Genomic DNA, 19,980 nt, shown 5'->3' on the forward strand with positions numbered 1-19,980 from the left:
TTTATAATTCGTAATTGCTTGTACTCTGCTGTGAGTTAAAAATCTGCACATATTCCGTACTGCTGCCCATAAGTTCATGATGTGTGCCTGCGGCCAGCATTTCGCCCTGCATCAGCAGAATAATCTGTTCATAGTGCTCCACGGCAGCGATTTTCTGTGTGACAGAGATCAGGGTTAATCCCGGGTAGTTTCTGGTGATATTCTGCAGAATCTTTGTTTCTGTCTGCGGATCTACCCTGGCCGTAAAATCATCCAGCAGCAGGATCCTGGGATCAACAGCAAGCGCACGTGCCAGCATAATGCGTTGTTTTTGTCCTCCGGAAAGACTCAATCCCCTTTCTGATACTTTTGTATTTAAGCCATCCGGCAGCGACGCTATAAAATCCTGCAGCTCTGCTGTAGCGATCGCCTTTTCGAGTGATTCATCTGTTACGGTATCACTGAAAGCGATGTTCTCGCGGATACTCATATTGAACATGATGCTGTCCTGGAAAACGAAGCCTACCTGGCTATGAAAAGTTTCAGACTGATAGGCTTTAATGGGCTCACCGTCATATAAGATCTCTCCCGAGCTTGCCGGAATAAGTCCTGTAAGCAGATACAATAGCTGTGTCTTGCCTGCAGCTGTTGGTCCGATCACAGCAATTTTAGCCCCCGGCGCCACCTGGAAATTGATATCTTTTAATAAGGCCTTTTCACCATAGCTGATGTTGACATGCCTGATTTCAATGGCGCCGCTGAGGCGGTTTGTGAGCTTTCCGGTTTCGGGCAGTTCCTCTGCATCCAGCACCTGGCTGATCCTTGCAAAAGAAGCTGTGGCCTGGGCAATTACATTGCTCATGAAACCTATCACGAGAATGGGGAAGATCAGCAATGCAAGATAACTGTTGAAAGCCGCAAAATCACCGATGCTCATACTGCCTGAGATCACATAGTGACCGCCCAGGGCAAGGATAGTTAAACCCGCCATATTGGCTGTGAACACGATAATGGGAATAAGCCAGGCAAAGAGCCTGAGTATGCTTAATCCGATATCTTTTGCCCGGTTACTGGCATCAAAAAACTTATCATATTCCAGTTGCTGGGAATTGATCACACGGATCAGTGCAGAACCGAGGATGCTTTCATTGATCACTTTATTGAGCCAGTCGATCACTTCCCTGCTCTTTTTGAACAAGGATTTCACCTTGCGGAGCACCATGAAAAAAGCACCTCCAATGATCGGGATAATTGCTATAGTGGTTAAGCCGAGTTTCCAGTTGATGCCCAGCAGCAGGATGCTTGCGCCGACAATGATGAAGATAGAAGAAACAATAGAAGCGATAGCCTGGGCTACAAAAAGCTTAATCGAATCCACATCAGAGGTGAGGTTAGTGAGCAGTTTTGATGGATTGCTCTTTTCAATAAAGGCGAAGCTCTGACCCGAGATCTTCAGCGCAATGCGTGTCCGCAGGTCCCGGGCCACTCTTTCGGAGGTATAAGTTTGTACAATTCCCTGCAGGTAGGTAAACAGAAAGATAATAAAGGATACTCCTGTAAATTTAATCAGCAGTGGCCTGTAGGCGAAAGTGCCGTTATTGAAACTGTCAATTCCGTTTCCTATCAGTTTGGGCAGCCATAAATTCAGTCCGTTGCTCAGCAGAGCAAAAAGTACAAGGAGCCCTACCATCAGCGTATAGGGCTTTAACAGGCTGAATACACCGGGCGGTTTTTTGTGCTGAGCGCTAATTTGTGCTTTCATCTTCAGCGATGAAGTTATAAATTTTTTTCCATTATCTGCCCTGGTATGCTTCGATTGCCCGGCCTATCTGTTGTGCATGGTCGCCTTCAAGAATGATACGCACATCATCAATTGAGCCATCATATTCATACATGGGCATTTCCAGGTCAGGGTCAAGATCTTTTACCGATACAGCCCTCCAGTCAAGTCCATCATTGGTTCTGGTAATTTCGCCGACCAGTCCCCCATGGTAAAGTATTTTAAACACTTCTGCTTCCTGTGGATGAATGTTCAGGTCAAATTTCTGGCCGTCGAGGCTAACGATAATATTGAATGGGTCCATTTGTTTATTTTTTAGGTTTAACAAAGGAAGCTGCGGATTGTTCGGACCAGGATTATTATCGGTCTGCTGACCCCGGGCCCGGAAGTAGTTTTCTTTGATTAATACAGCGAATACTGTAGCTTAGATCAATCTATCATATAAAAAGAATGAGACAACTTTTAATCATGCCATTGATGGCCATCATTGCTGTTACCTCCTCCTGTGAGCGCAACGGCAGCAAATCCGAAAATGATCCATCTTCAGCAAACCCTTTCGCTGACACGAGTAAACTGGCCTACCAGACGCCTGACTTTGATAAAATAAAGGACAGTGACTTTGAGCCTGCCCTGGAAGAAGGAATGAAGATCCAGCTTGCAGAAATCGAAAAAATAGCAGACAACAGTGCTGCAGCTACTTTTGAAAACACTCTGCTTGAGATGGAAAAAAGCGGTCAGATGCTGAGCCGTGCAAATAACGTCTTTAACCTGATGACCGGCGCAAATACCAATCCCGGATTACAGAAAATACAGGAAGCCATTGCGCCAAAACAGGCTGCCCACGACGATGCTATTTACCTGAACTCCAAATTATTCAAACGCATAGAAAGCATCTATGCCAGTCGGGCAAGTCTTAAACTGGATGCCGAATCACAGTGGCTGATCACTTACTATTACCGCAAGTTTGTGCAGGCAGGAGCAAAACTGTCTGATGCTGATAAAATTTTATTGAAGAAATTGAATGAAGAAGAAGCCTCGCTGAGTGCCAAATTCTCTAACCAGCTGCTGGATGCAAACAAAAAAGGCGGACTGGTAATCAGTAAGAAGGCTGAACTGGCAGGACTATCAGAGGGAGATATTGACGCTGCTGCACAGGATGCAAAGGCTAATAAACTGGAGGGAAAATGGCTGATCCCCTTGCAGAACACTACGCAGCAGCCTGCCCTGCAATCGCTCAGTAACCGCGCCACAAGACAGAAACTGTTTGATGCATCCTGGAACAGGACAGAGAGAAGCGATGCCAACGATACCAGAAGCACAGTAGCGCAACTGGCGAAATTACGTGCCGATAAAGCGAAACTGCTGGGTTTTCCAGATTATGCCGCCTGGAAGTTGCAGGACCGCATGGCAAAATCACCTGCTGCCGTAGAGGAGTTTTTTGCTAAGCTTGTGCCTGCCGCTACCGCTAAAGCCAGGATGGAAGCAACAGCTATACAGCAGCAGATAGACCTTGAAAAGGGCACATTTAAAGTGCAGCCGTACGACTGGGATTATTACGCAGAGAAGGTACGCAAACAAAAATATGACCTCGACGAGAGCCAGATCAAACCCTATTTTGAACTGGATAAAGTACTGCAGAATGGTGTATTTTATGCTGCCGGACAACTATACGGTATTACCTTTAAAGAGCGCCATGACCTGCCTGTATACCAAAAAGACGTGAGGGTATTCGAAGTATTTGACAAGGATAAAGCTAAGCTGGGATTGTTTTACTGTGACTACTTCAAGAGAGACAATAAAAACGGTGGGGCCTGGATGTCCAATCTTGTGGATCAGTCGGCACTTATGGGTACAAAACCTGTGATCTATAATGTATGCAACTTCACTAAACCGGCTGAAGGGCAGCCTGCTTTGCTCAGCTTCAGTGACGTGACCACCATGTTCCATGAGTTTGGTCATGGCTTACACGGCTTGTTCGCCAGTCAGCATTACCCTAGTTTGTCGGGTACCAATGTGGCGCGCGATTTTGTAGAGTTCCCCTCACAATTCAATGAGCACTGGGCTCTGGATCCAAAGATTCTGAATAACTATGCCGTACATTACAAGACCGGTCAGAAGATCCCGCAGGTGCTGGTAGACAAGATCAAAAAAGCAGCTACCTTTAACCAGGGATACAAGCTGACGGAACTTTTAGCTGCCGCTTCGCTGGATATGGCCTGGCATAAACTTCCTGCCGGTGATGCCCTGCAGAAACCAGACGAATTTGAAAACGCAGCGCTGCAAAAACTGGCGCTTGATCTTCCGGAGGTTCCTTCACGTTACCGCACAAGTTATTTCTCGCATATCTGGGGCGGAGGTTACGCCGCTGGCTATTATGCTTATCTCTGGACGGAGATGCTGGATGATGATGCTTATTCCTGGTTTGAGGAGAATGGCGGACTTAACCGTGCCAACGGACAGCGTTTCCGTGATATGATCTTATCCAGGGGAAATACGGAAGAGTACGGAAAGTTATTCCGTGATTTCAGGGGCCATGATCCCCGGATTGAACCTATGGAAGTTAGCCGTGGGCTGATAGTTAAATAAATTTTAAAATAATTACAACGCCGTACAATATAATCCGTTTTTAAACGCTTATGTATATGAGAGCGTTAATTAGATGACGGGGATAATCCAGCTTTGGATCATCCCCGTTTCTTTTTTACAGCTGATTTAATACCAGCACCCCGATAAGTCCAAGTACTGAAATCAGGCTTTCCATCACCGTCCAGGTTTTAAAGGTTTCTTTCAGGCTCAGATTAAAATATTCCTTGAACATCCAGAATCCAGTATCATTGACATGAGATAACATGAGGCTGCCCGCCCCTACTGCAATAACCATCAGTTCTGCCGGTGCCCCCGCTCCGATCAGTGGAATAACCATCCCTGATGCAGTAAGTGCTGCCACGGTAGCAGAACCAAGGGTAATGCGGAGCATAGCCGCGATGAACCATCCCAGCAGTAAAGGCGACACCGGTAAATTGGCTGTCAATGTTTTTACCTGTTCTCCGATACCGCTGTCCACCAGAATCTGTTTGAATGCGCCGCCGGCAGCAATAATCAGGATGATCATGGCAACACCCTTTACTCCCTCCGCGCAGGAATCCATCGCCCTTTGCAGAGGTATATTTTGTATAACAAGCGTTAACAGGATTGCAAAAAGCAAGGCCACAGTTGGATCAGCAAGAAATTCAAACAGGTGTCTGGCAAAAGGGTTTACGCTGAGCAACCCGCCGATTGTGCCCGCTGCAATGAAAAATATCGGAGAAAGCGCGGTCACAAAGCTCTTAAATGCTGAAGGCAAACCTGCATCTTCTGTCAGGGTAAGCGGATCACTGTCTTTGCTGCGCAAAGGCAACCTGATGATGGACCTTGGAAACAGGACACCTGCAATCACTGCAATAGGCAAACTTAGTATCAGTCCGTAAATCAATGTTTTACCTAGATCTGCATGAAAGATACTGGCCAGTGCCACCGGCCCGGGATGCGGGGGCAAAAATCCGTGTGTCACAGATAGTGCCGCAGCCATGGGGATACCTACATAAAGCTTAGGCAGTTTGGCTGCTGAAGCAATGCTGAAAACCAGGGGGATAAGCACTACAAACCCGGCATTATAGAATAAGGGGATACCGACAAGGATACCCGTGAGCAATACTGCCCATTGTATGTTCCCGATGCCAAATATCCTGATCAGTACATAAACGATTTTCTTAGCCGCACCGCTGTCTTCCGCCAGCTTGCCCAGCATCGCACCAAGTGCAAGTACCATCACCATTCCACCCAGCGTACTGCCGATACCGTTGGTCACAGAGCTCATTACTTTTTGCACCGGCAAGCCCAGCATCAGCCCTGTAAGTACTGATACAATCAGCAGGGACAACATCGGATTAACTTTTTTTAGAATGAGAATGAGCAGAATGACGATACCGGCTAGTACAAACAGTAAATCCATGAAAATGATATTTGGTTATTTCTTTTCAAGATAAGGTAAATTCTTTAGAAATACTATGGCAGCTCGTTATACCATCATGCATGCAGAAGATCTCAGTGTATTATCAAAAAAATATGGTATAATTTTTCGATGCCTTCTGGTATTTTTCAATAGCAGGCAGCATCGAAACATGATACCATATTTTTTTAAGTAAAGAAAGACTTACCCTTCAGGCCAATTAATCAGCCACAGCACGGAACATCAATGCCCCAACAGTCAAATTCGTCCTGCTGTCAATCAGAATCGCAGAGCCATTAGCTTTATTCTCAGCATACAGATCATAAGCAAGTTCATCAGCCGTTTTGATAACCACGCGGCCAATATCATTCAGCTTAAACTCATATGCATCTTCTTTTTCCAGCGTATTGATATTTACTTTATACAAGATCTCGCGTACCTTACATTTGGTCAGCTTGCTGTTATGCTGTAAGAAATAAGTAATCGTATCATCCATAGGTTTATTGTCCATCCAGCATAGATCAGCCTCGATCAGCTGAGAACTTTGCGGCAGCGAAGCCGAATTTACCAGGACATCGCCCCTGCTGATATCGATATTATCCTTCAGGTGCAAGGTTACAGACATGCCTGCAGTAACCTCTTCAGGTGCCTTGTCGAAAACCTCAATTTTATCAATTACAGAACTGCTGCCGGATGGCAATACAGTAACCCTGTCATTTACTTTAAAAGTTCCGCTTAAAACCCTTCCGGCATAACCTCTGTAATCATGAAGTTCATCTGTCTGCGGACGGATTACCCATTGCACAGGCATACGCGCATAATCAGATGTCTGGTTACCCGTTACCTCTACAGTCTCCAGGAAATCCAGCAGGCTTGTACCTTTGTACCATGGCATATTCTCAGAGCGGTTCACAATATTATCCCCTCTCAAGGCACTTACCGGAATGAAAGTTACATCATTCAGTTTCAGGTTAGCGGCCAGTAAAGTTTTATACGTTTCGGTAATGTTATTGTATACCTCTTCGCTGTAACCTTCCATATCCATTTTATTGATACAGATTACCACATGGCTTACGCCCAGGAGTGATACCAGATAAGAGTGGCGGATAGTCTGTTCAACCACACCATTACGGGCATCTATAAGAATGATCGCAAGATTGGCAGTAGACGCACCCGTAACCATGTTACGTGTATATTGAATGTGTCCGGGGGTATCAGCAATGATAAACTTGCGTTTCTCTGTCTGGAAGTATTTGTAGGCAACATCAATAGTAATACCCTGTTCACGCTCTGCTCGCAGTCCGTCAGTCAGGATGGCAAGGTCAATAGATCCGTCATCATTTTTGCGGTTGGAGCTTTGTAAAGCTTCCAGCTGATCCGCGAGGATGGAACCGGTATCATATAATAAGCGACCTATCAGGGTACTTTTCCCGTCGTCAACACTTCCTGCTGTAAAAAATTTAAGTATGTTCATTAAAAGTATCCTCCTTTTTTGCGGTCTTCCATAGCTGCTTCCGATACTTTATCATCAAGGCGGGCACCACGTTCACTTATTTTTGAAGCGCTGATCTCTTCTATAATATCGTCAATCTGATCAGCTTCAGATTCAACAGCTGCAGTACAGCTCATGTCGCCCACTGTGCGGAACCTAACCATGCGGTTAGTGATCACATCAGCTTCGTCCATGTTTAAAAACGGAGATGCAGCCATCAGCTGGCCGTTTCTGGTAATGGTATCCCTTTTGTGGGCAAAATAGATTGAGGGAAGATCCATTTTTTCCCTGCGGATATAGTTCCAGACATCAAGTTCAGTCCAGTTACTTATCGGGAAGACCCTTACGTTTTCACCTTTGTGGATCTTACCGTTATAGATGTTCCACAGTTCGGGACGCTGACGTTTAGGGTCCCACTGTCCGAATTCATCCCTTACAGAGAAGATCCGTTCTTTGGCCCTGGCTTTTTCTTCATCCCGTCTGGCACCGCCGATACAGGCATCAAAACCATGTTTAGCTATTGTATCCAGCAGCGTTACCGTTTGCAGTGAATTTCTGCTTGCATTTTTACCTTTTTGCTCGATTACCTTTCCTTCGTCAATAGACTCCTGTACATAACCTACGATCAGTTTCTCGCCTAAGCGCTCTACCATCTTGTCCCTGTACGTAATCGTTTCTTCAAAGTTGTGGCCGGTATCGATATGTACCAGCGGGAAAGGGAATTTTCCCGGGCGGAATGCTTTTTCTGCAAGCCTTACCAGCGTAATGGAGTCTTTACCGCCAGAAAACAACAGTGCAGGCTTTTCAAACTGCCCGGCTACCTCACGCAGAATGTGAATTGCTTCTGCTTCTAATTCGTCTAAATAATCTAAGTTATATTTACTCATGTGCTTTACATTATTGTGTGGCATGCAAACCACATTCTTTCTTCGATTGATCTTCCCACCACCATCTTCCGGCTCTGAAATCCTCGCCTGGTTGTACTGCCCTGGTGCAGGGTGCACAGCCTATGCTCGGAAATCCACGATCATGAAGCGTATTGTATACAATATTATTCTTTTTTATATAGGCTTTAACATCTTCCAAACTCCATTCAAATATCGGGTGGAATTTAACCAGCTGATTGCCCTCGTCCCATTCCAGGTTAGCCATATCATGACGGTTTAACGACTGATCTGCCCTGATGCCGGTAACCCATAACTTGTTACCGCTAAGCGCCCTTTTCAAAGGAACGATCTTGCGGATATGACAGCACTCTTTCCTGTTCTCCACCGATTCGTAAAAACTGTTCGGGCCTTTCTTTGACACCATTTCTTCCAGTGCCTCCACATCCGGATAGAACGCATGGATTGGCTTATTATAGTTTTCCAGCGTCCTGTTCCAAACATAGTAAGTTTCGGGAAATAACCGGCCGGTTTCGAGCGTAAAAACTTTTACAGGGAGGTCATTTGCAAATATCATATCAGTGATCACCTGGTCTTCCCAACCAAAGCTGGTAGAAAAAGTGATTTGTCCGGGAAATTTCTGCGCAAGGAAACCTATGGCCTCAACCGGTCCCATATCCTTGATCTGCACAGCAATTTCATCCAGGTATTCTTTCATTATATAACTTTTAAAATAAACAAAATAATGCTTCTCAGACTCACAGCTATGACGATGATCCCTACGGATACCATAATGCTCTTTGCAGAGATGCGGTTAGAAACTTTTGCAGCTATAGGCGCAGCTAATGCGCTGCCTATTACCAGACCTGCAACTGCTTCCCAGTGCGCCGATTTCAGCATCGTTACAAATGTAAGCGAGCTGAGCAAAGCAATAAAAAAGCGGGTCAGTTTTACCGTACCCAGGGAGAACCTCGCATTTCTGCCGCCTGCTATCAGGCTTGACAATACGATGGAACCCCATCCGCCACCACCTACAGCATCAATAAAACCACCACCTAAACCTAAAAGGCCGATCTTTTTGATCTTGCCGTCTTTGTGCAGAGGTACCTTACTGAAAGCCTTTTTTAATATCACCCAGCCCAGTATCAGCGTATAGAGTGAAACAAAAGGTTTAGTATATGCACTGTAATGTTCAAGTGAGGATAAGAGATAGGCACCTGAAACAGCACCTATAATTCCAGGGATGATCAGAAGCTTAAATAGCTTCCAGTTGATATTCCCCATGCGGTAATGCATCCAGCCTGCAATGCCGCAGCTGAGTACTTCCGAAAGATGGACACCCATACTTGCCGAAGCCGGCGGTATGCCCATCGATAACGAGAAGGCTGTGGAAGTTACTCCATAAGACATGCCTATTGCCCCGTCAATCATGGCAAAAACGAAACCTCCGAAAAGGAACCAGTAAAACATCGGGTTGATTTCAGCAACGTATGCCTGAAACTGCGGTTCCCTGTTCCAGAAAACAGCAATTAAAATTGCGAGTGATGCCACAATTGTCAGCCAGATCAGGAGCCTGAATTTAGGATAGGATGGTTTACTGACCGTTACCGCTTTTGGTTCAACTTTCTGTTCTGATTCTACCAGAACAGCACTCACCTCGTTCAGTTTCTTAACTTTCGCACTGAAATCTCCTTCTAAAGTATTACGGAATTGACTCATTTGCTGCAATGTAATATCCAGTTCGGCTGGCAGGGCCTCATTGAAAAGTTCTTTTAATCTTTTAGCTATCGTTGGTGATTTGCCATTGGTAGAGATGGCAATTTTAAGGTCACCCTTCTTTACCACAGATCCCAGGTAAAAATCGCAGAGCTCAGGTTTATCTGCCACGTTCACCAGCAATTTTAATGCATGGGCATCACGCTTGATTTCCTCATTTAAAACATTATTGTTTGTCGCAGCGATCACCAGGTCTCCATGAGCAAGATCGGCCGCTGCATAACTCTTATTAAACAGACTGATCTGGGGCAATCTTGCCGCCAGTTCAGCTACCTCGCTGCAGACTACCTCTGCAATGATGGTAATCCTGGCATGCCCGCTTTGTGCCAGTACAGCACTGAGCTTTTCAAGTCCCACAGGTCCTGCGCCAATGATTACGGTATGTAACTGGTTAAGCTTTAAAAAAACAGGAAATAACTGGTTGCCTTCTGATTCCACGTCCCTAAGCTATAACTCTTCTTTAATTGCTGCAAAGAAATCTCTGATCGGCTGAAAATCAGGATGCAGGGAAACCACTTCACCGAATACCAGGATAGCGGGTGCCTCAATTCCTTTTTCCTCCACCACTTCAACAATAGTGTCTACAATACCTATCGCCAGTTTCTCATTATCCGTTGAACCACTCTGTATAACTGCTACGGGAAGATTGTTTTTATGCTCCGTCTGGTACAATTTCACAATATCCTTCAGCTTGTTCAGTCCCATAAGTACAACAACTGTCGCTTTGGTACGTGCCGCTTCATAAAGGTCATTGGAGATTGCACCTGATGTGGTTGTTCCTGTCACTACCCAGAAGCTTTCACTCAAACCCCGGTGTGTTACGGGAATCTGCTGTAAACCGGGCACTGAAATGGAACTCGACAGGCCTGGAATCACCTTCGCGGGTATACTATATCCTTCTGCAAAGTTCAGCTCTTCATAACCGCGTCCGAATACAAATGGATCTCCCCCTTTTAAACGAACCACATGGCCATAATGAAGCGCATAATCTACCATCAGCTTGTTGATTTCTTCCTGCGTGGAGGAATGTGCGCCAGAGCGCTTTCCTACAAATACCCTGATCGAATCTGCCGAAGCATATTCCAGTACTTTTTCATTTACCAGGGCATCGTATAAAACCACATCCGCATCTTTCAGTGCGTTTGCACCTTTCATGGTGATGAGTTCAGGATCACCCGGACCAGCGCCAACGAGCGTGATCCTGGGTTCTCTTATTTTTCTTTTGGATGGCTGTATCATGAGTTTACCTCAGCGCCCCTTTTCGCTGCCATTGCTTTATAAAAATCAGTTGCCTGATTCAGATAAGTGATTGCAAAATCCTGAGTAGGTTCGTTTTTATTGATTTTCAGCACAAATTCATTGAAGGTCTCAGGTAATACCACCTCGCCGGTTTCAACAAAATGGGCATCAAATTCTCTGATGATACCGATCTGTGTACTGCTGTTTACCCCTTTATCCAGTAACAATGCTTTTGCGGTATTAACCAGCACACTGTAGGAATGATAAATAGCATCAGACCATGCTCCTCTTTCGAATGCTTCAGCAGCCCACTGCAGTTTCTCTTCACCTTCCAGTAAAAGTGTCGCTACAAGGTCAATCACCACACCGGCACATTCGCCAACGCCAATTGCAGTTTCAAAGGTTTCTTCATGTCCCCAATCCACATACTCATGATCCTGCAGCGTAGTGAGGTCGGCAATAGGTTTCAGCATCTGGTAGAAATAATCTTTTCCTCTCTCATCATAATAATGGTGGAAACTTTCTTGCTCTGCCGAATTCGCATTGAAGTCGTCCAGAACAGCACGTAAAACCGCTGGAGCACGTTTGGTAGGTGTTTTGATCACACGCTCCGCTACCCTTCCTTCGCCATTGCCTACTGTTCCGCCGCCAAGCATCACCTGTACCGCAGGAACAACTTTACCGTTTGCTTTCACAGAGCTTCCGTGGAAACCGATGTGGGCAAGGCCATGCTGACCGCAGGAGTTCATACACCCGCTGATCTTGATCTTGATATCCTTATCGTAAACCAGGTCAGGATATTCATCATAGATCACGTTTTCCAGCACTACTGCAAGAGACATACTGTTGGAGATACCAAGGTTACAGGTATCAGTTCCAGGACATGTAGTTACATCTGCAATACTGTCAAACCCAGGTACTGCATAGTTCAGTGCATTCAGGTTCGTGTAGAGCGGAAGCAGTGCTTCTTTGCGTACAAATTTCAATAACAATCCCTGGTTCTGGGTGATACGGATTTCATCCGCAACATACGGGCGGATAGCTTCTACCAACACCCTGGCATGCTCAGTTTTGATGTCACCTTTCGGGACCTTGATATATACGCCGTAGAATCCACTTTGTTTCTGTTCAAAAACATTGGTATCCAGCCATTGCTGATAATGATTTTCATCCGCTGGTTTGGCAACGGTAACAGCAACCGGAGCCGGGAAAGCCGGCAGGGGAACTGTACCTGTATCTATTTTAAATACTTTTGATTTATTGGCTATAACTTCTTCTGCGACCAGGCGGTTTACTTCTTCCAGTCCCAGTTTCTGTACCAGGTATTTCATTCTGGCTTTGTTCCTGTTGGTTCTTTCACCGTAACGGTCGAACACACGCAGTACAGATTCAGTATATGGAATAATCAGATCTTCGTGCAGGAATTCATGGGTAACACTGGCCAGAAATGGCTGTGCACCTAATCCGCCGGCAAACATCACTTTAAAACCGCGTTCACCTGCCTCGTTGATCTTTGGAATAAAACCAAGATCATGAATGTAGCTGAATGCAGTATCTTTTTCAGTTGATGAAAAGGAGATTTTGATCTTCCTGCCCATTTCCTGGCAGATCGGGTTACGCAGGAAGTATTTGAATACTGCCTGTGCATATGGGGAAACATCAAACGGTTCATCAGGGTTGATCCCTGAATCCGGAGATGAGGTTACATTTCTAACAGTATTTCCGCAGGCTTCGCGCAGTGTAATGTCGTCACGTTCCAGTTCTGCCCACAATTGCGGCGTACGGTCGAGACTCACATAATGGATCTGTATATCCTGTCTGGTGGTTAAATGCAGGTTTCCGCTTCCGTATTCATCAGATACATCTGCAATACGCAGCAACTGCTTAAAAGTAACCTTTCCAAACGGGAGTTTAATACGGATCATTTGCACCCCGGGCTGACGCTGGCCGTAAACGCCACGTGCAAGCCTTAAGCTGCGGAACTTTTCATCGTGTATTTTTCCTTCACGAAAGGCACGGATCTTCTGCTCAAGATCTATAATATCTTTTTCTACTATCGGATTTTCAAACTCCGTTCTAAAACTCTGCATTTCAATAAATCTTGGTTAGGAAATGTTTTGTGTAGAGCTGTTGTGACCACTCTATAGCCCAAATATATACATTCTATATAGAAATGGTAGTTATTAACGCGAAAAAATGACAAAAAGCTTAGAGCAATGTGTCAGAAGGCACCCTGATAATTTCTGCCGGCTCCTATTTATTTTTTCCTTAAATTTCGCATCTTTTCAAATTATCCTGTTTCCATGCTGATTGTAGCCTACATCATTCTTGCCTTAGTTATAATTTATGTGCTTGTTTATTTTTATAAAAAGCTGTCTGAGAAAACGAACCGTGAAAGACTCAGGCAGGATTGGGGCCAGGCCAAAAACAGCAGGTACATAGATCTGGATTCTGTAGAGAATTATTTTTTAAATACCATTGCGGACTCAGCGGAGAAGTTGCAGCTTATTTCTGATAAGGTGGCTACAGACCTTTACCTGAACGAGGTATTTAAGCTGGTAGACCGCACAGTTTCACGCGTGGGACAGCAGTTTTTATATGCAAGACTGCGTACACTCGACAAAGATCCTGCGGCACTGATCATCCAGGATGCTTTTGCTGAACTGATTGCAGGAGACGAGGAACTGAGATTAGATACGCAGGTCACTTTACAGAAGCTGGAGAAAAACGACTCCTATTATTTCCAGGACCTGGTCTATGCAAAGAAAATCGACCGCCCGGAGTTTATGCCGCTGATCTATCTGCTGACCTTTCTGAATGTAGCCTGCCTGTTTGCAGGTTTCTTCTACCCTACTGCCTTTCTGGTATTTGGCGGGATATTTATAATCAATTCAGGTATTCATTACTGGAACAAAAATAATGTGAGTGTACACACCTCTTCGCTTGGAGAATTCCTGAAGGCATTTGATACAGCCAAAAACTTAGATGCGGATGAAAAAATCAGGGCACATTTCCCGGACACTGCCGGTCTCATCCGGGAACTTACGCCGCTGAAGAGGAAAATGATCGGGGTAAAACTTGACAATATGGCTGAGGGCGATGCTGCCGTGGTAGGTTTCCTGGTCTTTGAACTTTTAAAAATTGCATTCAATATCGAGATCATCTCTTTTTATTCTATTATAGATTCGCTCAGGGAGAAAAGGGAAAAACTGAAAGATCTGTTTAAGTTTATTGGTACTGTGGATACTGCAATATCTATCGCGGCTTTCAGATCGTCCCTGGATGAATATTGTAAACCTGTTTTTAGCAGTACCAGTGGCCTGGAAGTAGAAAGAATCAAACATCCCCTCATTGCGAACTGTGTACCTAACGATCTGCATCTGGAGCAGAAGAATCTTTTGCTGACAGGCTCTAATATGGCGGGCAAGACGACCTTCATTCGTTCGGTAGGTATCAATATGATTTTAGGTCAGACACTTTTTACTTGCCTGGCAAGCAGGTTTGTGATGCCTTATTCAAAGATTTTCTCCTCTATTACTATTTCTGACAGCCTGCTGGAAGAGAAGAGTTATTATTTTGAGGAGATGAGGATTATCAAAGAATTTATAGAGGAATCCGGCACTAAGGAACCTTCGTTCTTTATCCTTGATGAGATCTTTAAAGGCACAAATACGATCGAAAGGGTTTCTGCGGGGAAAGCGATCCTCTCCTACCTTGCCAAAAACAATAACCTGGTTTTTGTATCCACGCATGATACTGAACTGAATGAACTGCTCAAGACAGAATATGACCTGTACCATTTTACAGAAGCAGTTGCAGAGCAGGAACTGATATTTGACCATACGATCAAAAAAGGTCCTTTAAAAACCAGGAATGCGATTAAGATTTTAGAAATTAATGGTTACCCTACCTCTATCATCACTGATGCCAATGCTACGGTAGACCTGTTGATGCAGACTTAGTCGGTAATCTGCGGATAGCGCACGTTTTTGTATTTATCCTGCTGTACATGTACTTTCAGTCCCTTAAAGGTTTCCAGTGGTCCTTTTGTGGCAAACAGGTTGATCAGCCAGGCGGGTATAGTTCCCATGGGATCTACTTCAAGCACATATTCTGCGCGGACCTGGTTTTTAGCCAAGGGAGTGATTGTCCAGTAGCCTACCGAATGGGGTATCCTTACGATTTTGTCCTTCTGCGGTACATAACCGGGGATGCATGGAGAATTTACAGTGATCACTTTTGTCTGAGGATTTTGCGATACCTGTAAATGCACCACATAATCGCGGTTTTCACAAGGCCAGGGTACATCGAGTTCTGAATAATAGATCAGGTCGAGTGGAGATGTCTTTTTGACCATCACATTTGTCTTGCTGTGGTAAACCCATTCATCACAGGTTTCTATATCCATAATAGCCGCCAGTAATTGAGAGCTGCCGGCCTGAATCGTACTTACCACTTTTATCGCCTTTAACCTGGGATTTGAAGCAGGACGGGTATATACGTATATTCCCTCATGTCGGGTGGATAATGTCCAGTTATCCTGAGCCTGCGTACTGGAGATATTCAGGAAGAAGAACGCTATAGCAATAATTAAAACAGATACTGAGGCTGAACGACACATAATTTTTCTGTGGAATCAGAGTTAATCCAATCGGGCAACAAAATTAAGCAAAATCCTTTTTTCCAGCTCAGAATAAAGGTTTTAACAAAGTCATCTTCGCGTAATTATCTTAGCAGGATTTTTATTGTTTGTAACATTGTTGTATATTTGTTTAACAAAAATCTAAAAAGCCTCACCAAAACCTTAACTTATCTGAAGTAAAAACTACCTAATTAATCGTATCACCACATAGCACTTAAACCAAATTCTATGAGAAAATACCTTTTAGGCGGAGCAGGACTTATTCTTAGCACACTTGCACTGACCATCATTAGCTGGGTTCCATCATCACAAACAATTTCATCACCAAAAATTGTTACTGAAGATTCATTGTACACGATGCATGTCAGCAAAATTTACAATGGAGCCCACCTGGACCAGGCCGGACTGAGACCTGAGGTTTTTCAAAAAGCACTGACAGGGTTTTACAACCTGAAGAACAGCGGAAAGATCTCTGCCGATAAATCTATTTTAACGATTGCGGATATGGATCAGAACAGTACAAAGAAACGTCTTTGGATTATCGATCTGAACAAGGATTCTCTTTTGCTGAACACCTGGGTTGCCCATGGATCACGCAGCGGCGATGATCTTGCAACACGCTTTTCAGATGTGAATGACTCTAACGAAAGCAGCCTTGGCTTTTATGTAACTGCAGAAGTTTACAGAGGTAAACATGGACGCTCGTTACGTCTGGACGGAATGGATGAGGGTTACAATGCGAATGCAAGAAAAAGATCTATAGTAGTTCATGGTGCACCTTACGTGAGCCAGGGAACGATCAACCAGTTGGGAAGACTGGGCCGCAGTCAGGGTTGCCCTGCTGTTGCGCAGGAACTTGCTGATCTGGTGATCAATACCATTGAGGGCAAAACTGTAATCTTTATCAACGGTAATGACCGTGCTTATGCGTCTAAATATCTTGATGCGCATCTTGCAGCAAACGCCGCTCTTATCAACAGGGACAGTGTTGTGAACGCTAAAGATTCACTGGTAACTGCAAAAATTTAATACCGGAATTCAGTTAAAAGACTCCATTCTTCCGAATGACATTCATCACTGCCGGATATGGATGGCAGTCAACTCTATTGCATTTCCAATAGAAGTCCAATACAAGTCCAATTATTCCCGGTAAAAATTGGACTTCAATTGGACTTGCATTGGACTTCTATTGGAATTCCCCGCTCTCCTTCCTAACAGCATACTGGATTCAGCCTCAGCTCAGGGTAAATTACTTAAGCTGCTAGATGGCACCTGTTTTTTGTAGATAGGTATACAAAACAATATCCAGTCCATATACATCTTTTCGAACCTGAACCGTTCCTGCTGGATTCACCCATGCAGTAAAATAGGTAAGATATACAGGTATCTTCACAGGTAATGAAATATTGGTTGCAATAGCTACAGTATCAGCCATCTGTTTTTTGATCTGTTCAAATTTGGCACCGTCACCGAACAGGGCATGCGCAAAATCAAGAGGTTTCTCTAAACGTACACATCCGTGGCTTACTGCCCGCATCGATTGATTAAAAGCTGCTTTTGCCGGGGTATCATGCAAATAGACTGCACTCTGATTATTGAACAGAAACTTGATCTTTCCCAGAGAATTATCTTCGCCCGGGCGTTGTTTGAACTGGTATTTTTTTCCTGCATCTCCGGCCGCCCAGTCAATGGTCTCCGGATCTTCAATAATTTTACCATTTTCAAAAACATCAATATTGTGATTTGCCAGGTAAAATTTGTCCTCGGCAGCAGATTTGGAAATCTCTTTGGTAGCTATGCTTTCAGGGATATTCCAGACAGGGTTAACCTGCACACTGTGGATCATACTGTTCAGCTGGGGTGTTTCCCTTGAAAATGGCCTGTCTTTTTTCAGATCGTTTTCATCGTACTCCTGAATATTATCGGTAAAATCTTTATTCCTTCCCTCTCCCACACAAACTTTCATATTCAGTACAGATGTTCCTTTCTCCATCACATCAAGCCTGTAGTCTGCAATATTTACAATCACATACTTATCTTCTTCAGGTTTATTTTTCCACCTTAATCTCTCCAGATTTACTTTCAGGATTTTCTGCGTTTCATCTGCTGCCATACCCGGAGCCGCAGTTTTTTCCTTAAGTACTTTCTGCAGTGCCAGGTACTGCTGATTTTTCGGCTGTATACTGTCCAGGTAAACCTTAAGGTCTTTGATTGCGAAGATGCGGTTTACAGCATTGCTGTCGGGCCTTTTCGTATCAGTGTAGTAGTTGGCATAAATACGTTTAGGGCTTATTACGCCAAACTGAAGGGCATTACTATATCTGATCAGCGAGTTGGCTGCAAGCAATTCAAGCCGGGCAATTTCCTGATAAGCCTGTTCAGTGGTTTTCAGCTTCGATTTATCATAAAGCTGATCTGTAAGTTCTTTATATTCCTTCGCTTTAAAAAGCTCTGGGGCCAATCCGTGATCTGCAGCTTTATCAAAATAGCTGAGCATCACCTGCAGCTCTTTTCCTTTGACATGCTGCAGAATGAGGGCAGGTTCATAACCGTTTTTCTCGTAAAAAGCATTGATCAGTTTCGGATAGGCAAAACTGGATTGCTGCTCTTTCAGCGTTTGCTTGAACACTTCTGCAAATGCATCATTTTCTACATTTTTAAACACCTTGTTTCCTGTTTCGGTGTAAAGGATTTTACCCAGATCTGAGCGGCTTTTTTTACAGGATTGTATAACACATGTAACGGTGAAAGCGAGTATGAGAGCAACTGTTACCCCTGGCTTTCGGCTTCGGAATTTTCTAAACATATGCCCTATCAACATCATCTGAGCAGAATTGTTTAACTATTTGAGCTGATTTCTTTATACAAAAAGAGAAATTGAATATTTAGTTTAAATGTTAAAACATTAAAGTAGTTTATTTGTAGGGTAGATAATATTACACTAAAAAATTGAATGATGACATCAGCAAAATCTTATGCTGCACAAAGTGCAGAATCACCATTAGCACCACATGCCCTCGACCGCCGCGAGCCGGGAGCTGATGATGTAGAGATCAAAATATTATATTGTGGCGTATGCCATTCAGATATCCACACTGCACGTAATGAATGGGGTGCAACAATGTATCCTGTAGTTCCGGGTCACGAAATTGTGGGTACTGTAACCCGCGTAGGTGAAAATGTAAGCAAGTTCAAAGAAGGTGATACTGTAGGTGTTGGCTGTTTTGTAGACTCATGCGGACATTGTGAAAGCTGCAAGGATGACCAGGAGCAGTACTGCGAAAATGGTCATACACAAACTTACAATGCATTAGAGCAGGACAAAAAGACTATTACTTATGGTGGTTACTCCAGCTCTATAGTGGTTACCCAGGATTTCGTCCTGTCGGTTTCTGATAAATTGCCACTTGAAAAAGTAGCTCCTTTATTGTGTGCAGGTATCACTACCTATTCTCCGTTACGCCATTGGGGAGTGAAAGAAGGTCATAAACTTGCAGTTGTTGGCTTAGGCGGTCTTGGACACATGGCAGTAAAACTGGCTTCTTCCATGGGTGCTGAAGTAACCATGCTGAGCCGCTCTCCAAAAAAGGAAAAAGATGCTGCTGAACTGGGCGCTCACCATTTCAAACTGACTACTGATAAAGATACCATGAAAGAACTGGCAGGTACTTTCGATTTTATTATCGATACTGTTTCTGCTGAGCATGACTATGATGAGTACCTGAGATTATTGAAAACGAACGGTGTTATGGTATTGCTGGGCGTTCCGCCGGTACCTGCTTCTGTGAGCCCTGCAGGTTTGATTTTTGGTCGCCGCAGTTTGGTTGGTTCACTGGTTGGTGGTATCAAGGAAACTCAGGAAATGCTGGATTACTGTGCTGAGCACAATATTACTTCTGATGTTGAAATGATCAATATTAACCAGATCAATGAGGCTTATGAGAGGACGCTTGCCGGTGATGTTCATTATCGGTTTGTGATCGACATGAGTACGCTTTAGTCGATCAGGGGGATTAAAAGACAAGGGTTGGATTGAGGCTGCCTGCTGCTGAAAAAGCACCAGAAGGCCTCAATCCAACCCTTGTCTTTTAATCCCAAGTTGATCCAGGGCGCTTCAACCGGGTTTACCCACCACACCCACCGTTGTAATAACCCACCGTTTTAGAAGCCACCGATGTAAAAAACCAGTGTTATAGAACC

15 protein-coding genes are annotated in these 19,980 nt (G+C 44.3%); 4 read left to right on the forward strand and 11 right to left on the reverse strand.

Annotation, left to right across the window (positions count from 1 at the left end; all coding sequences use genetic code 11):
* Position 1: 1 nt before the first annotated feature.
* Together ABWY16_RS03695 and ABWY16_RS03700 are read right to left on the reverse strand one after the other, a co-directional pair.
* A complete protein-coding gene (locus ABWY16_RS03695; protein ID WP_353903304.1) occupies positions 2-1,741 on the reverse strand; it encodes an ABC transporter ATP-binding protein in 1,740 nt (579 codons plus the stop codon).
* A gap of 31 nt (positions 1,742-1,772) precedes the next feature.
* Positions 1,773-2,063 (reverse strand): hypothetical protein, encoded by a 291-nt coding sequence (locus tag ABWY16_RS03700; RefSeq protein ID WP_353903305.1) that lies wholly within the window; start codon positions 2,061-2,063, stop codon positions 1,773-1,775.
* A 146-nt stretch (positions 2,064-2,209) separates the two neighbouring features.
* On the opposite strand from ABWY16_RS03700, the gene dcp reads away from it, so the two are divergent.
* Positions 2,210-4,345 carry a peptidyl-dipeptidase Dcp gene (gene dcp, locus ABWY16_RS03705; RefSeq protein WP_353903306.1) on the forward strand — a complete coding sequence of 712 codons (2,136 nt, stop codon included), beginning with the start codon at positions 2,210-2,212 and terminating at the stop codon, positions 4,343-4,345.
* Between the two features lie 115 nt (positions 4,346-4,460).
* Here dcp and ABWY16_RS03710 read toward each other — a convergent pair whose 3' ends face one another.
* The 7 genes from ABWY16_RS03710 to ABWY16_RS03740 all read right to left on the reverse strand — a co-directional run bounded on the left by ABWY16_RS03710 (position 4,461) and on the right by ABWY16_RS03740 (position 13,228).
* Positions 4,461-5,750 carry a GntT/GntP/DsdX family permease gene (locus ABWY16_RS03710; RefSeq protein WP_353903307.1) on the reverse strand — a complete coding sequence of 430 codons (1,290 nt, stop codon included), beginning with the start codon at positions 5,748-5,750 and terminating at the stop codon, positions 4,461-4,463.
* A gap of 217 nt (positions 5,751-5,967) precedes the next feature.
* Positions 5,968-7,221 carry a sulfate adenylyltransferase subunit 1 gene (locus ABWY16_RS03715; RefSeq protein WP_353903308.1) on the reverse strand — a complete coding sequence of 418 codons (1,254 nt, stop codon included), beginning with the start codon at positions 7,219-7,221 and terminating at the stop codon, positions 5,968-5,970.
* Entirely contained in the window at positions 7,221-8,126 is a 906-nt protein-coding gene (cysD, locus tag ABWY16_RS03720; RefSeq protein ID WP_353903309.1) for a sulfate adenylyltransferase subunit CysD, read from the reverse strand. Before cysD ends, ABWY16_RS03715 begins: the two co-directional genes overlap by 1 nt.
* Positions 8,127-8,136: 10 nt before the next feature.
* Positions 8,137-8,841 carry a phosphoadenylyl-sulfate reductase gene (locus ABWY16_RS03725; protein WP_353903310.1) on the reverse strand — a complete coding sequence of 235 codons (705 nt, stop codon included), beginning with the start codon at positions 8,839-8,841 and terminating at the stop codon, positions 8,137-8,139.
* Positions 8,841-10,337, reverse strand: coding sequence for a TSUP family transporter (locus ABWY16_RS03730; RefSeq protein WP_353903311.1), 1,497 nt, complete (start codon positions 10,335-10,337; stop codon positions 8,841-8,843). Before ABWY16_RS03730 ends, ABWY16_RS03725 begins: the two co-directional genes overlap by 1 nt.
* A gap of 9 nt (positions 10,338-10,346) precedes the next feature.
* Positions 10,347-11,138 carry a uroporphyrinogen-III C-methyltransferase gene (cobA, locus tag ABWY16_RS03735; protein ID WP_353903312.1) on the reverse strand — a complete coding sequence of 264 codons (792 nt, stop codon included), beginning with the start codon at positions 11,136-11,138 and terminating at the stop codon, positions 10,347-10,349.
* On the reverse strand, positions 11,135-13,228 hold the full coding sequence (locus tag ABWY16_RS03740) for a ferredoxin-like domain-containing protein (RefSeq protein WP_353903313.1): 2,094 nt from the start codon (positions 13,226-13,228) through the stop codon (positions 11,135-11,137). Before ABWY16_RS03740 ends, cobA begins: the two co-directional genes overlap by 4 nt.
* A gap of 213 nt (positions 13,229-13,441) precedes the next feature.
* On the opposite strand from ABWY16_RS03740, the gene ABWY16_RS03745 reads away from it, so the two are divergent.
* Positions 13,442-15,100, forward strand: a complete 1,659-nt coding sequence (locus tag ABWY16_RS03745; protein ID WP_353903314.1) for a MutS-related protein — start codon at positions 13,442-13,444, stop codon at positions 15,098-15,100.
* Here ABWY16_RS03745 and ABWY16_RS03750 read toward each other — a convergent pair.
* Positions 15,097-15,759, reverse strand: coding sequence for an START domain-containing protein (locus ABWY16_RS03750; protein WP_353903315.1), 663 nt, complete (start codon positions 15,757-15,759; stop codon positions 15,097-15,099). The two genes, ABWY16_RS03745 and ABWY16_RS03750, sit on opposite strands and share 4 nt — an antisense overlap.
* 249 nt (positions 15,760-16,008) lie before the next feature.
* On the opposite strand from ABWY16_RS03750, the gene ABWY16_RS03755 reads away from it, so the two are divergent.
* Positions 16,009-16,809 (forward strand): murein L,D-transpeptidase catalytic domain family protein, encoded by an 801-nt coding sequence (locus ABWY16_RS03755; protein WP_353903316.1) that lies wholly within the window; start codon positions 16,009-16,011, stop codon positions 16,807-16,809.
* A gap of 232 nt (positions 16,810-17,041) precedes the next feature.
* On the opposite strand, the gene ABWY16_RS03760 is transcribed toward ABWY16_RS03755, so the two are convergent.
* On the reverse strand, positions 17,042-18,445 hold the full coding sequence (locus tag ABWY16_RS03760; RefSeq protein ID WP_353903317.1) for a L,D-transpeptidase family protein: 1,404 nt from the start codon (positions 18,443-18,445) through the stop codon (positions 17,042-17,044).
* 291 nt (positions 18,446-18,736) lie between these two features.
* Between ABWY16_RS03760 and ABWY16_RS03765 the strand changes: the two genes are divergently transcribed.
* A complete protein-coding gene (locus tag ABWY16_RS03765) occupies positions 18,737-19,780 on the forward strand; it encodes an NAD(P)-dependent alcohol dehydrogenase (protein ID WP_353903318.1) in 1,044 nt (347 codons plus the stop codon).
* Positions 19,781-19,980: the final 200 nt, after the last annotated feature.

This window comes from Pedobacter sp., from assembly GCF_040513095.1.
Taxonomy (GTDB): Bacteria; Bacteroidota; Bacteroidia; order Sphingobacteriales; family Sphingobacteriaceae; genus Pedobacter.